The organism is Bartonella occidentalis (assembly GCF_037070875.1).
Lineage (GTDB): Bacteria > Pseudomonadota > Alphaproteobacteria > Rhizobiales > Rhizobiaceae > Bartonella.
On record NZ_JAYMZJ010000002.1, the window covers coordinates 221,535 to 236,406 of the forward strand.

The following is a 14,872-nucleotide window of genomic DNA, read 5'->3' on the forward strand; positions in this document are numbered from 1 at the left end:
TAGTTTATAAAATAATTGGTATAAAAACTCATACCAGATTAGAATTTATCGGAAAAAATCATCCGATTACTCACTTAATAACACACTTAACGATAAGGTGCATCCATCAATATATTCCGCGCAATCTCTCGCTCCCAACGATCTCCATTCATTAAAAGCTTTTCTTTATCATAATAAAGCTCTTCACGCGTTTCTGTCGCAAATTCAAAATTAGGCCCCTCTACTATAGCCTCAACAGGACAAGCCTCTTGACAAAAACCACAGTAAATACACTTAACCATATCAATATCATAACGAACAGTTCTACGTGTACCATCATTGCGCCGAGGTTCCGCCTCAATTGTAATAGCCTGAGCAGGACAAATTGCTTCACACAATTTACATGCAATACACCGTTCTTCACCATTTGGATAACGACGCAACGCATGTTCACCACGAAAACGTTGAGAAACAAAACCTTTTTCATAAGGATAATTAATCGTAGGTTTCGGTGAAAAAAATTGACGCATCGCTAAGAAAAAAGCACTCACAAATTCTAATAAAAGGAGCGATTTTGCTGCTTGAATAAGACTTGACACAATGAAACCTCTTCTTAAGCTAAACCAGTACATTTTAAAAAAGCAGCAGTTATCACAACCATTGCTAATGAAATAGGAAGAAACACCTTCCAACCAAGCCGCATTAACTGATCATAGCGATAACGTGGGACAAATGCCTTAACTATAGCAAACCAAAAAAAGACAAAACAAACCTTTAAAATGAACCAAATAACACCAGGAATCCAATTAAGCCACCAAACATCTAAAAATGGCAACCATCCACCTAAAAATAAAATAGTTGTTAATGCACACATTAAGACAATAGCAACATATTCACCAAGGAAAAAAAGCATATAAGGAGTTGAAGAATATTCAACCATATGACCAGCAACAAGTTCAGATTCTGCTTCCACTAAATCAAAGGGTGGGCGATTTGTTTCTGCTAGTGCAGAGATAAAAAATATAATAAACATTGGGAAAAGAGCTAACCAATTCCAATCCAAAAAACTACTAAAAGGAAGACCAAGAGCGGTACCAATTCCATAACTCTGCTTATGAACAATCGTTGTAAGATTTAATGAACCACTCACTAAAATAACAGTTACAAGCACAAATCCAATCGAAACTTCATAAGAAATCATTTGTGCAGCTGAACGCAGAGCTCCTAAAAAAGGATATTTTGAATTTGACGCCCATCCCCCCATAATAACACCGTAAACCTCAAGAGATGAAATGGCCAAAATATAAAGCAACCCAACGTTAATATTTGCAATTGCCCAACCTTCATTAACAGGAACAACAACCCAAGTTGATAAAGCAAGCGTAGCAGAAATAAAAGGAGCTAAAAGGAAAATACCCTTATTAGCACCAGCAGGGATAATAGGTTCCTTGACAATGAATTTAATTAAGTCTGCAAAAGATTGCAACAACCCCCATGGGCCAACAACATTTGGACCACGCCGCAATTGTACAGCAGCCCAAATTTTTCTATCTGCATAAAGAAGGTAAGCAACTAAAATTAAAAGAACAACCAAAAGGAGAATGGTCTTTCCAACTATAACAAGCAACGGCAACAACCAAGTCATAAAGAAATCATACATAATTATTCCTTTTTCCTCTGCCTTTACTCTGCAGCTTGCGCGGCACGGTTTTTCGCTAGAGATGAACATTCAGCCATCACTGCAGAAGCACGTGCTATCGGATTTGTCAAATAAAAGTCTTTAACCATAGAAGTAAATTCTTGCGTTTCTAGAGAAATCATTTGTGAACCAAGAGTCTTAAGATCACTTATATCTGAGGGCATTATATCATCCATAACACAAAGATGTGGATAATCATTAAATAAGCTCTGCCTTAATTGAGTTAGAGAATCAAAAGGGAGTTTTTTTTCTAAAACATCAGATAAAGCACGCAAAATAGCCCAATCTTCTTTTGCCTCACCTGGAGCAAAGCCAGCCCGATTAGTCATTTGAACACGCCCTTCTGTATTCACATAAAGTCCTGACTTTTCGGTATAAGCTGATGCTGGCAAAATAACATCAGCAGCATGCGCACCATTATCACCATGACTACCAATATAAATTGTAAAGGCCTTTTTATTAGTCAGCTCTACTTCATCAGCACCAAGCAAAAATAAAACTTCACAAGTTTTGATAATACTTTCTACCCCAATCTTAGAAGTAAAACCAATATCTAACCCCCCAACGGTTGACGCAGCATTATGAAGAACAGCAAATCCATTCCATTCCTTACTAATAGCTCCAACACTGTCAGCTAATTTTGCAAGATTTTTTAAAACAGACAAACCTTCTTTACCTGAAACTGCCCCCTCTCCAATAAGAATAAGTGGCCTTTCAGCTTCCTTCAACACATTAAAAAATGCATCTTGCTTACAAATAAGCGCATTCAATGCATCAGTACCAGCTCCTAAATAAGAATACGGGTAACGTAAATCGACTTTTTCTCCAATTAAAGCAATGGGAAACTGTCCCATACGTTGCCGTTTTAAAATACGTGCATTTAAAACGGCTGCTTCGTAACGTGGATTAGATCCCACGATAAGCAATGCATCAGCTTGTTCAATACCCGCAATCGTTGGATTAAAAATATAACTTGAACGCCCAAATTCAGAAGATAAAGCCATCCCCCTTTGACGACAATCAAACACTTTTGATCCTAATGAAACCAATAATGCCTTAAGCGCATACATTTCTTCAACAGAGGCAAGATCCCCAGCAATTGCCGCAATTTTTTCTGGCAGAGCTTTAGAAATTACCATCTTAATTTTTTCAAAAGCTTCAGTCCAACTCACAGGCTGAAGTCTTCCATCTTTGCGCACATAAGGCTTATCAAGCCTTTGAGTCCGTAATCCATCCCAAATAAAACGCGTCTTATCAGAAATCCATTCTTCATTTACGTCTTCATTTGTACGCGGCATAATGCGCATAACTTCACGACCGCGACTATCAATACGAATAGCACTACCGAGCGCATCCATAACATCAATTGATTCTGTTTTAACTAATTCCCATGGACGTGCGTGAAACGCATAAGGTTTCGATGTTAAAGCCCCCACTGGACAAAGATCTATAATATTTCCCTGTAATTCAGATGTGATTGCTTTTTCAAGATATGTTGTAATTTCAGCATCTTCACCACGCCCTATTAAACCAAGCTCAGAAATACCTGCTACTTCTGTTGTAAAACGAACACAACGTGTACAATGAATACACCGTGTCATAACAGTTTTCACCAGTGGCCCAATATATTTATCCTCTACAGCACGCTTATTTTCTGTATAACGAGAACAATTCCGGCCATAAAGCATTGCTTGATCTTGAAGATCACATTCTCCCCCCTGGTCACATACAGGGCAATCTAAAGGATGGTTAATGAGAAGAAACTCCATAACACCTTCACGCGCTTTTTTAACCATGGCAGTGTTAGTAAAAATTTCAGGCACCTCACCATTAGGCCCTAATCTTAAATCACGAACCCCCATCGCACAAGAAGCCTGAGGTTTTGGAGGCCCTCCCTTGACTTCCACTAAGCACATACGACAATTTCCAGCAATTGATAAAGATTCATGAAAACAAAAACGCGGCACTTCAGCACCTGCAGCTTCAGCAGCCTGAAGCAATGTATAATAATCAGGAACTTCAATCTCTTTACCATCAACTTTGATATTTATCATCATTCATTTAGCCCGCGGATAACCTACCTAAATTCACATTCCGTCACTCTTTATACAACCGCCTTCAAAGCAATATTTTTACTTTGAACTGTATTTCGCGTATAATCATCAATTCTGCGTTCAATTTCTGAACGAAAATTACGTATCAATCCCTGTATAGGCCACGCCGCAGCATCACCAAGTGCACAAATAGTGTGTCCTTCAACCTGTTTAGACACTTCAAATAAAAGATCAATTTCGCGTTTTTGCGCTCGTCCTTCAACCATACGCCCTAAAAGACGCATCATCCAACCAGTTCCTTCACGACACGGTGTACACTGACCACAACTTTCATGCTTGAAAAAAGCTGCTATGCGCCAAATCGCCTTGATGATATCGGTTGATTTATCCATGACAATAACGCCACCTGTACCAAAAGAAGACCCAACATCCCGCATTCCATCAAAGTCCATGATAGCATCAACCATATCTTCACCACGAACAACTGGGCAAGACGCTCCGCCTGGAATAACTGCTAAAAGATTATCCCATCCACCACGAATCCCTCCCGTATGTTTTTCAATTAATTCACGAAAAGAAACACCAAGAGCTTCTTCAAATGTACAAGGTGCATTAACGTGTCCAGAAACCATAAACAATTTTGTTCCAACGTTATTTGCACGTCCGATCGACGAAAACCACGATGCTCCTCGACGCAAAATTGTTGGAACAACAGCAATAGACTCTACATTATTTACGGTTGTTGGACAGCCATAAACTCCCATATTAGCAGGAAAAGGTGGCTTAAGCCGAGGTTGCCCCTTTTTTCCCTCAAGGCTTTCAAGAAGAGCCGTTTCTTCGCCACAGATATAAGCACCAGCACCGTGATGGATAATAATATCACAAGCATGCTTATACTTCGTTTTTTTACCCAGTAAACCAGCATCATAACATTCATCTATCGCAGCTTGAAGCGCTTCACGCTCACGAATATATTCACCACGAATATAAATAAAAGCGACATTAGCTCCCATAGCAAAAGTAGCAATAGCACACCCTTCAATTAAGGTATGAGGATCATTCCTTAAAATATCGCGATCTTTACATGTTCCGGGTTCTGATTCATCTGCATTTACAACCAAATAATGTGGCCGACCATCACTTTGTTTTGGCATAAAAGACCACTTCATTCCTGTAGGAAAACCAGCACCTCCACGACCACGCAAACCCGATGCTTTTACCTCATCAATAATCCAATCACGACCTTTTTCAATAATTGCTCTCGTGCCATCCCAATGCCCACGCAACATTGCAGCCTTTAATGATTTATCTTTTAAACCATAAATATTGGTGAAAATGCGATCTTTATCAGCCAGCATATTTCCCCTTTTTTTTCTTGCCTGTAGCATTTCTAGCATTTCCTCAAAAGCAACTTTTAAAAACCTTTAAGACTTTTTGTTTTTAATCAAAGATTTAAAATGAATAAAAACAACCATTTTCTTAATAAGAAGATATTGATTAAACTCCTATTTTTTCGTTTCCTTGGAAACTCGAGCACTTTTTTGTTCTTTATCATCATCGATTAAAGAAGTTAAACCGCCAATCGGCTCCGATGATTGACGGCCATTTTGCGGACCAGCTACTATCTCAGAGCCCTTACCCGCCTCAAATGCATCAATAATTTCTTCAAGACGTTTCGCTGTTAGATCTTCATAAGTATCTTTAAAAATCATAATCATCGGAGCATTCACACAGGCGCCAAGACATTCCACCTCTTCCCACGATAATGTCCCATCCTGATTAGTAACGAAAGGTTCATTATGAATTTTTTGTTGACAAACTTTAATCAGCTCGCCAGATCCGCGTAACATACAAGGCGTTGTTCCACAAACTTGAATATGTGCTTTCGTTCCAACTGGCTGAAGTTGAAACTGGGTATAAAAAGTTGCAATTTCTAAAACACGAATATAAGCCATCGAAAGAATCTGAGCTATATGTTCGATTGCAGCACGTGTTACCCAACCATCTTGTTCTTGAGCACGCATTAATAATGGAATCACAGCAGATTGCTCACGCCCTACAGGATACTTTTTTATGGTATTTTCTACCCATATCTGATTTTTCTCTGTGAAAGAAAACTTTACAGGCTGGTAAACATCATCTGCAAGACGGCGTACAGACATCAACGATCAACCTCCCCAAACACAATATCAATCGACCCCAAAATTGCTGTAGCATCAGCCAGCATATGACCTCGAGTTAAAAAATCCATAGCTTGCAGGTGTGCAAAGCCTGGAGCTCGCAATTTAACACGATAAGGCTTATTAGTCCCGTCAGAAACAAGATAAACACCAAACTCACCTTTCGGAGCTTCTACAGCAACATATACCTCACCAGGAGGAGTATGAAAACCCTCTGTATAAAGTTTAAAATGATGAATAAGTGCTTCCATAGAACTTTTCATTTCACTCCGCTTTGGCGGAACAATTTTACGATCTAAGCTGGAAACTGGCATATTTCGCTCAGTACTAAGCAAACGATTCACACATTGGGACATAATCTTTGCCGATTGACGCATTTCTTCCATACGAATGAGATAGCGATCATAACAATCACTGTTTTTACCTACAGGAATATCAAATTCCATCTCATCATAACATTCGTAAGGCTGACTTTTACGTAAATCCCATGGAACACCAGCTCCACGAATCATAACACCAGAAAAACCACGTGCCCAAGCTTCATCAATGCTCACAACCCCAATATCAACATTGCGTTGCTTAAAAATCCTATTAGGCGTCACAAGCGCATCTAGCTTACCAAGAGCAATAAGAAACGGATCAATGAAATTCCCAATATCCTCAATTAAAGATTCAGGTAAATCTTGATGCACACCACCAGGACGAAAATAATTAGCATGAAGCCGCGCACCACAAGCACGTTCATAAAAAATCATAAGTCTTTCACGCTGCTCAAACCCCCAAAGAGGAGGTGTTAAAGCACCGACATCCATCGCTTGCGTTGTTACATTAAGTAAATGATTAAGAATACGCCCAATTTCAGAAAATAAAACACGGATTAATTGCCCCCGCTTAGGAACCTCAACGCCTAGTAATTTTTCAATGGCAAGAACAAATGCATGCTCCTGATTCATAGGAGCAACATAATCTAAACGATCTAGATAAGGCCCAGCTTGAAGGTAAGTTTTTGTTTCCATTAACTTTTCGGTGCCGCGATGTAATAATCCAATATGCGGATCCACACGTTCAACAACTTCACCATCTAATTCAAGAACCATACGCAAGACCCCGTGCGCTGCAGGATGTTGCGGACCAAAATTGATATTAAAGTTTCGCACATTAACTTCAGCCACAGTCAACCTCTTGCTTCTCAAACAAACTTCATATTAAACGTTAACAATTTTCATATCATTAAAATACTCAGCTATTTTTGCTGTTTAATGCTATATTTTATCAACTCCGATATCATTTATTGCTGTCTGCTTTTTCATCATATGGAAAAGCGCACTGAACACCTTCCCACGGAGAAAGAAAATCAAAACTGCGCATCTCTTGTCGCAAAACGACAGGCTCATAAATCACCTTCTTTGCTTCATTATCATAACGACACTCAACGAATCCCGTTACAGGAAAATCCTTGCGTAAAGGATGACCTTCAAACCCATAATCAGTTAATATCCGCCTTAAATCTGGATGACCTGAAAACAAAATTCCATACATATCATATGTTTCACGCTCATACCATTCCGCTCCAGGATAAATTAAACAAGCAGAAGCAACAGGGGTATTTTCATCAGTACGCACCTTAACACGCAATCGTAAATTATGGCGCGGAGATAATAACTGATAAGATACATCAAAACGTTTATCTCGAGAAGGATAATCAACACCACTAATATCTATAATGTTGATAAACTGACAGCGAGAATCATCACGAACAAATATTAAAACATCTGTAATTGCATCAAGACGTGACACAATAGTCAATTCACCAAACGCAAGAACAACCTCCTCAAGCCTATCCCCTAATTGGCTTTTTAAATAGGCAGAAAGTTCAACCAATGCTTCATTCATTTAAATCACAACGCCCCTATCGCTCTATAGACCCAGTACGACGAATTTTTTTCTGCAATAATAGTATACCGTACAGCAATGCCTCCGCTGTAGGAGGGCATCCTGGAACATAGATATCTACAGGCACAATACGATCACACCCACGCACAACTGAATAAGAATAATGATAATATCCCCCACCATTCGCGCATGAACCCATAGAGATCACATAACGCGGCTCAGGCATCTGATCATAAACTTTCCTTAAAGCAGGCGCCATTTTATTTGTTAAAGTACCAGCTACCACCATCACATCGGATTGACGGGGTGAAGCCCGCGGTGCATATCCAAAACGTTCATTATCATAATGAGGCATTGAACACTGCATCATTTCTATAGCACAACAAGCTAAACCAAAACTCATCCACATCAAAGAGCCAGTACGTGCCCAAGTAATCAAAGCATCTGCAGAAGTAACTAAAAACCCCTTATCCGATAATTCAGCATTGATATCACGAAAAAAATCATCATCGGAACCTATTAACTTGCCCGTATTAGGATCAATAATCCCCTTTGGTTGTGGAGCAATAGCCACAGAATTGTCAGATATTAATCCCATTCAAGAGCTCCTTTTTTCCATTCATATATAAATCCGATAGTCAAAAGTGCTAAAAACATAATCATTGACCAAAAACCGAACATACCTATCGACTCAAATGAAACAGCCCAAGGAAAAAGAAAAGCAACTTCAAGATCAAAAATAATAAATAGAATCGACACCAAATAAAATCGAATATCAAATTTCATGCGGGCATCATCAAATGAATTAAACCCACATTCATAAGCTGATAACTTTTCAGGATCAGGAGAACGATAAGCCACCATGTAAGGCATAACCAATAAAACCCCACTAATAACGGCTGAAACGATGATAAAAATAAATATCGGTAAATAAGAGCTCAATAAGTGAGTCATAATCCTCTTCCGCTTTAATGAAATGCCCGAGTTAACATACTTATCCAATACTGTTTTATAAAGCACACAAATTGGAACAACTGCTTCGCTAACTCCGCTCGTACAGCTTCAAGGGCATGCCGCGCGATATTATACTCTAATTGTTATAGGTACCGCAGAGAAAAGAAAGACGCAACCCCCTATTAACATAAACCGTATGAAAAAAGGAATTTTAAATTCAATGTAAAATTTAAAAGGCTAATACCAAGATAGCTAAACGAAAATAAAACCCAGATTCACAAGAACAAAAATGGCGCGAGTGACGGGACTCGAACCCGCGACCTCCGGCGTGACAGGCCAGCACTCTAACCAACTGAGCTACACCCGCGCATTTTTTAAACCAATCAAAATTGGCATAGGTGGTCGTGTAAGGGGTTCATGCATTTCTGTCAAGCATGATTATGTGTTTTTTTAAAAAATTAGGTAAATAATAAAAAAATAATTTTTTACTCTAAAAAAATACCTTTACCCTTGCTTTTTTTTTAAAAGTCCTTAAACAAGAGCCTACTTGATGCGTGTTATTGCATTGGGCGATTAGCTCAGCTGGTAGAGCGCCTCGTTTACACCGAGGATGTCGGGAGTTCGAGTCTCTCATCGCCCACCATTCATTTTTATCACGTATAGCTGACTTGTTTAATTTATTTCAAAATATGAATGATGCTAAAAATGAAGGTGAAGAAATGGGACTTTTAGATTTTTCTCTGTAAAATGTGTCCTGATTTACCGAATTTTTTATTAGTGCCTTAATTTTTTCTAAATTCTGCCGTAGAATCACCAAATCTCTAAGAATATATCGTTAGTTCATACTAGACGAATCAAAGATTTTTTTAAAAAATATTTGGGGTAACGTTTGTTTTCTTATAAATATTACAATCGTTTCTTGAGATCAGGTTTAATTCAACAACTTTTTTCACGCACTAATGCAAACTCTTTTCTAATCCCTACAGAATAAAATACGATCGATAATCTTTTTAGGCATAAGAATCATTTCTGATATGCAGACGTTTTTGTAACTTATCCTATGACTATTTGTGTGAAATACTTCGTTTCTTTCTCAATACACCCCTTAATTCATAAACACCCACATAGTGAGATGTATTTATCTTAAATCACATATGATATCTAATTTCTTAAAACAGCATTTTTATGATGCTACGCTCCAAAACTAATGCTGTCATTATTATAGATAGAGAAATATCCCTACGAAACTAATCGCGTAAATTAAAACGGAATATCTTAAGAAGGCTTTTAATAATTATAAAGCCTCTTGTATAATCCCCCATATAAAATCAAATCGTGGCAAATAAAGAAAGAACTAATAGGAAGGAAATGACTTTTCTCAAACAACATCACCACTTAAAAATTAAGACATTTTTTAAAAATAGTTCCAAAATCAGAGGTTATTTTAAATAATAATTTAAACAATTTAATTAAAAACGTTTAAAAGAATATTTAAATGATTGACCTTTTCCAAAAACTTTGCAAAAAAGCATATTCAGTTTGGAGGGGTGGTCGAGCGGTTTAAGGCACCGGTCTTGAAAACCGGCGTGCAGGAGACTGTACCGTGGGTTCGAATCCCACCCCCTCCGCCACTTGGTTTTTGCTTATATCTAACATATTTGTATTGTAGCTTATCTGCGTAGCTGTAGCTTGCCACCTTGTTTTGCACTATCATCACTTTCTCTGCCAATATGAGCAATTGGGACAATCTAAAGAGGCACCTTTGTTTGTTTAAGCAATTCGATCAACTTAATAGAATTACTCTTTTTGGGTTTTATATTAATTATTACCATACCATCCCAGCTTGATCTCTCCGTACTTTTCTATAATTCTCAGTAAATTTGAACAAACAGTGCACGATCTATCACCAATAATTCTAGAAACCATAACAGCTGGAAAAGTCGAGCTGAAGCGTTAAAAAACACAACTGAAGCTTTTAGGCTTAAGAAGCCATTCTATGCTCTGTTTACATTGACCTACACCACAGCAATATCAAGTCCTCATAGCGGTAACGGTAGATGCTTGGAATGCCTTGAAGATAGGGATATAGAGACTTTTAGCGAATCCTGCATTACAAAAACAGAATCAGCTCTAACCGCAACAGAAGCAAGACGCATTCTTAATCCAAGCTATCCGACTAAACTTCAAACATTAGAACAAAAACTAACAATTTTTGGAAAACAGGTAGTTATTATAATGAAGGATATCGCTTAAACTTCCTCTTTACCTTTTGAAAAGACAAGAATGTCTTTAAGGTTAAAAGAGGGTATAAAGATGAAAGACTGTAGTCATGATGATGCAATGGCTGAAGTATTCCAGGACAACACTAGAATGGCTGCAGCCACTATGGTGTCATTTTAGCTGATAAAGATCAAAGTGAGTTACTTATAACACTTCGAAAAATCACAAAAAACTTAATAAATTAACAGCTGAAACAATAGAAAAAAATCATAAAGAAAAATGTATATATGTTGCAAAAAATATAAATGATCTATTTCGTGATTTGAAGATTTAATTAGAATAATCCTTTTAAATTAATTTGAATATGATATTAAAACAACTGCAAATGTGATAAAGATTTCTTTTATTGTAAAAACACTGATTTCCTAGCTTCTTCCAATAGTATTTGATACCTTTATTAATCTCATCTATGGGCAGTTCATGATTGATAATAGTTTTAATCTTAGCTGAAAGTGATCCGCACACCTTCCTAATGTCTTATTTATGACCGTACACGGAAATAGCTCTTTTAAAAATATTAGCTCTTAACTGTATTTTAAACTATCTTGATTATTTTAAAGGTTTAAATTTATATTTAAATTATCAAAACCATTATATCCTTTAAATGATTTTAAATATATAGCTTTAAGAAGGTCATTATCGCTAAGAAAAGCATCACCGTTTGATTTTTTAAACCCACTTAAAACCATATTTTTTATAGTTTTAAAACCAATGTCGTTTAGCACATCATCTATAACCATAGGCAACGTTTCAACAAGCTGCTTGAAGGCATATTCTTCTCCAGTCACTATTTCATAAAATTTATCTATAGACACTCTCCTTATATTTTCATTGGATGATGTTACTCCATTTAATGAAACAACCCATTTAACATTTTGACTTTTTTTTGCTATAATCTCAACTAAGAAACACTTGTTATTACTATCTTTTAAAACCTTATCTTGCATTTTTATGTATGTTTTTTGAGAAGAAGAAGAATTCATAGTGTTATGTTTATTTTTAATCTCTACGTAAATTTTATCCTCTTCATTAATTACATCAAACCCTTTTTTAGGAACAATCCACTTAATATTTTTATCGTTTTTATTATAAAGATATTTAAAGATATTCTGTTGAAAGTAGCCTATATAATTATTATTCGTCTTATCAATTTGACGCATTGACTCAGCTTCTATTATTTCATCAATGTTTTTTTTATACACTTTTGCATCAAATGTAAGTTTTATCGGGTCAACAATATTCTTATTAAATCGATCGCTATCAACCTCAAATCTATATCCTTCAATAGTTTTTTTAACATGCTGAAAGAGATCATCACTTTTTATAAAATTTAAATTATAGTTTCGCATTGAATTCAAAATAACACTTTGTATAAACTACTCTCTTTGTCCGAATTATCCGATACGCACATGATTTTTTTAAAATATTTATCGAGATATTTCTTAATACATTCTCCTACTTCTTTTGCCATATTAACGGGCACCGCATTCCCTATTTGTTTGTACTGTTGAGAAATCGTTCCCATAAACTCCCAATCATCAGGAAATGATTGTATTCTTGCATTTTCACGTACACTGAACGGTCTTATATCATCAGGATGGCATCTATCAGTTTGATTTTGCATAGGATTACATAAAACAGTTAAAGCAGGTTCATCCCATTTCATCCTTCTTGCAATTCCGGTTTTACCACCTCCAAGATAATAAGATCCTTTCATATATTCTCTTGCTAAATGATCAGGCAAATCTCTCCAACATCCACCAGGTTTAACACGTTTAAAAATCTCTTTCTTTCTAGAAGGATACGACATACAAGGAGAGGCAGGTACATTATGCAATACATCCTTTAGTACGAGTCTATGCTTGTAAGGAGCTGGATATTCAAAATCCTCATCGACAACAGATTTAACATCAGTTCTAACACCTACGATAATAATTCTTTCTCTTTTCTGAGCAACTCCGTAATCTAACGCATTCATCATTTTATATGAGACATCATACCCAATATCCTCAAACACATTAAGCATAATAGATAATGTGCGTCCTTTATCGTGTGATACTAATCCTCTAACATTTTCTGCCAAAAACATTTTAGGCTTTATTTCATCCAGTATCTTTGCAAAGTCAAAAAATAAAGTTCCTCGAACATCATTAATTCCTAATCTATTACCAGCATAACTGAAAGATTGGCACGGATACCCTCCTGACAGCAAATCAATTTCTACATTATTTTTCAAAATCTTCTTAATGCCAATATTCGATATATTCCTAATATCATCTTTTATGACATTCCATTTTGGTCTATTGTGTTTAAGGGTTTTTACAGCCCATTCATCTATTTCAACTAAACATTTTGTAGAAAAACCAGCAAGCTCAAGACCTAATGCAAGGCCACCAGCGCCAGCAAATAACTCTATCACGCTGTAATTAGCACCTCGAAACATTTACTTAATCTCACAATTTTTATAGAATAAATCCTGAGCATTTTAAAATACTTCATAAAACTTTTCCATTCTCAAAGTCTATGTTTACACATAAAAAAACTCAGTAAAATGCAATAAAAGAAGAAACAAATTAAAGCTTCTCTTGCTTGAATGGCTCAAGATTCTCTCTCGCTATTTTTTCTTTCGTGTTTTTTCACTTGCATTCAAAACAGCTTTGCAAACAACACTTTCTTTTATCAAAAGACTATTTTTAGATCATGACACAGCCTCATAAGCTGACGAGTGCTTCAAAAGTACGCATCGTATAAATCATCTATTTCATCACACAAAATCTGTTTAACCACTTTCATCAAGGATTATGCTGAAACAGTTTCTAGAAACATTCCATACATAAGCGCCATCCCCTCATGATCAGAATTTTGCGGCATTTTTAACCATATGAAAACATGCGGATAGCTTTTACAATACCCTCTTTTTCGGCTTTTATAGCACAAAGCTCTTGAAACTGATCGTACAACGATAAAGCAATCATTTCTTGCTGTTGCATTAACTTATTTCCATTCTTCAAAACTAGAGAAAATCCAGGGGTTATCATTTCGCGAATATGCTTCAAAGTAACCTCTAATTTCGATATCAAGGATACTATCTGCGATGCGCTCACCAACGCTTTTTTGTCTCTGAGGAAAACTTCCATAATTAACACCTATTTTGCTATTTTTATAACTTTTAAGTGCCTAATCCAAGCTACGCCACGTTGCTTGCCAATCGAGCTTGATAGCATTTTTACCTATTTTAGCGTTCAAATAATCTCGAAATTTTTCTGCCTCAATTTTGGCAACCTCTCTAGTAAACCTCTCCTTCATTGCAAAGCTGTAATCAGGCTAAAAATCATATGGTAGCCGACAGCTTCGATCCGCTTTAACCCACTTATCTTTCAGAGAAGCAATGCCTTCTCATGAATGGGGAGTAGTTCATAATGTCAATGATTTCTGAAAAACTGCTTACATTGAAGACTTCATTTTTATCTGAAAGCGTATTGATGCATCACTGCCATTTAGCTCATGAATGGAAAAAGTTTTTTTGACACCTCAAAATCAATTTCTTTTTTGCTAAAATGATAATTTTAGTTTTTGTATTTATATTTCCTTTTGTTCCTTCCCGCATTCAAAATTTGCTTCAGAAAAATTATTAACAGATTGTTTTGTCTTATTTTTTAGCGCTCTTGCTTGTACACTCTTTTTGCCAACTGCACTACACACCTGAGATATGCGAATCCTTTCAAATTCTATTTCAACATCTAAATTCCACAAGCAACCATCTTCTAAACAAACTACATAACCAGTACTCAGCAAAATATCTCATGCTTTCACAAAAGTTTTTACTGGCATAC

Annotated in this window: 14 protein-coding genes and 3 tRNA genes; 3 read left to right on the forward strand and 14 right to left on the reverse strand. The window is 36.5% G+C overall.

The genetic code is table 11. From position 1 onward, the window contains the following. Window positions 1-86: 86 nt before the first annotated feature. The 10 genes from nuoI to WCP78_RS04510 form a co-directional block, all read right to left on the reverse strand. A complete protein-coding gene (gene nuoI, locus WCP78_RS04465; protein ID WP_336279311.1) occupies window positions 87-578 on the reverse strand; it encodes an NADH-quinone oxidoreductase subunit NuoI in 492 nt (163 codons plus the stop codon). A 14-nt stretch (window positions 579-592) separates the two neighbouring features. After that, a complete protein-coding gene (nuoH, locus tag WCP78_RS04470) occupies window positions 593-1,639 on the reverse strand; it encodes an NADH-quinone oxidoreductase subunit NuoH (protein WP_336279312.1) in 1,047 nt (348 codons plus the stop codon). 23 nt (window positions 1,640-1,662) lie between these two features. Further along, window positions 1,663-3,732 carry an NADH-quinone oxidoreductase subunit NuoG gene (gene nuoG / locus WCP78_RS04475; RefSeq protein WP_336279414.1) on the reverse strand — a complete coding sequence of 690 codons (2,070 nt, stop codon included), beginning with the start codon at window positions 3,730-3,732 and terminating at the stop codon, window positions 1,663-1,665. Window positions 3,733-3,782: 50 nt separating this feature from the next. Next, window positions 3,783-5,090, reverse strand: coding sequence for an NADH-quinone oxidoreductase subunit NuoF (gene nuoF, locus WCP78_RS04480; protein ID WP_336279415.1), 1,308 nt, complete (start codon window positions 5,088-5,090; stop codon window positions 3,783-3,785). Window positions 5,091-5,237: 147 nt separating this feature from the next. After that, window positions 5,238-5,894 (reverse strand): NADH-quinone oxidoreductase subunit NuoE, encoded by a 657-nt coding sequence (nuoE, locus tag WCP78_RS04485; RefSeq protein ID WP_336279313.1) that lies wholly within the window; start codon window positions 5,892-5,894, stop codon window positions 5,238-5,240. Beyond that, window positions 5,894-7,084: an NADH-quinone oxidoreductase subunit D gene (locus WCP78_RS04490; protein WP_336279314.1), complete on the reverse strand. Its 1,191-nt coding sequence runs from the start codon at window positions 7,082-7,084 to the stop codon at window positions 5,894-5,896. Before WCP78_RS04490 ends, nuoE begins: the two co-directional genes overlap by 1 nt. A gap of 112 nt (window positions 7,085-7,196) precedes the next feature. After that, window positions 7,197-7,805, reverse strand: a complete 609-nt coding sequence (locus WCP78_RS04495) for an NADH-quinone oxidoreductase subunit C (RefSeq protein ID WP_336279315.1) — start codon at window positions 7,803-7,805, stop codon at window positions 7,197-7,199. A gap of 16 nt (window positions 7,806-7,821) precedes the next feature. Then, window positions 7,822-8,403, reverse strand: coding sequence for a NuoB/complex I 20 kDa subunit family protein (locus WCP78_RS04500; protein WP_336279316.1), 582 nt, complete (start codon window positions 8,401-8,403; stop codon window positions 7,822-7,824). Further along, the gene (locus WCP78_RS04505) at window positions 8,394-8,759 is read right to left on the reverse strand and encodes an NADH-quinone oxidoreductase subunit A (RefSeq protein WP_336279317.1); all 366 of its coding nucleotides are present in this window, start codon (window positions 8,757-8,759) and stop codon (window positions 8,394-8,396) included. The genes WCP78_RS04500 and WCP78_RS04505 overlap by 10 nt, the downstream gene beginning before the upstream one ends. A gap of 290 nt (window positions 8,760-9,049) precedes the next feature. Next, window positions 9,050-9,126 (reverse strand) — tRNA-Asp (locus WCP78_RS04510). A 200-nt stretch (window positions 9,127-9,326) separates the two neighbouring features. Between WCP78_RS04510 and WCP78_RS04515 the strand changes: the two genes are divergently transcribed. The 3 genes from WCP78_RS04515 (at window position 9,327) to WCP78_RS04525 (ending at window position 11,012) form a co-directional block, all read left to right on the forward strand. After that, window positions 9,327-9,402 (forward strand) — tRNA-Val (locus tag WCP78_RS04515). An 898-nt stretch (window positions 9,403-10,300) separates the two neighbouring features. Next, window positions 10,301-10,390: transfer RNA gene (locus tag WCP78_RS04520), tRNA-Ser, on the forward strand. A gap of 430 nt (window positions 10,391-10,820) precedes the next feature. After that, a complete protein-coding gene (locus WCP78_RS04525) occupies window positions 10,821-11,012 on the forward strand; it encodes a hypothetical protein (protein ID WP_336279318.1) in 192 nt (63 codons plus the stop codon). Between the two features lie 581 nt (window positions 11,013-11,593). Here WCP78_RS04525 and WCP78_RS04530 read toward each other — a convergent pair. From WCP78_RS04530 to WCP78_RS04545, 4 genes are all read right to left on the reverse strand, one after another. Then, entirely contained in the window at window positions 11,594-12,388 is a 795-nt protein-coding gene (locus tag WCP78_RS04530; protein ID WP_336279319.1) for an Eco47II family restriction endonuclease, read from the reverse strand. 5 nt (window positions 12,389-12,393) lie between these two features. After that, window positions 12,394-13,482: a DNA cytosine methyltransferase gene (locus tag WCP78_RS04535; RefSeq protein WP_336279320.1), complete on the reverse strand. Its 1,089-nt coding sequence runs from the start codon at window positions 13,480-13,482 to the stop codon at window positions 12,394-12,396. A gap of 430 nt (window positions 13,483-13,912) precedes the next feature. After that, window positions 13,913-14,176 (reverse strand): hypothetical protein, encoded by a 264-nt coding sequence (locus WCP78_RS04540; RefSeq protein WP_336279321.1) that lies wholly within the window; start codon window positions 14,174-14,176, stop codon window positions 13,913-13,915. A 40-nt stretch (window positions 14,177-14,216) separates the two neighbouring features. After that, window positions 14,217-14,345 carry a hypothetical protein gene (locus WCP78_RS04545; protein ID WP_336279322.1) on the reverse strand — a complete coding sequence of 43 codons (129 nt, stop codon included), beginning with the start codon at window positions 14,343-14,345 and terminating at the stop codon, window positions 14,217-14,219. Window positions 14,346-14,872: the final 527 nt, after the last annotated feature.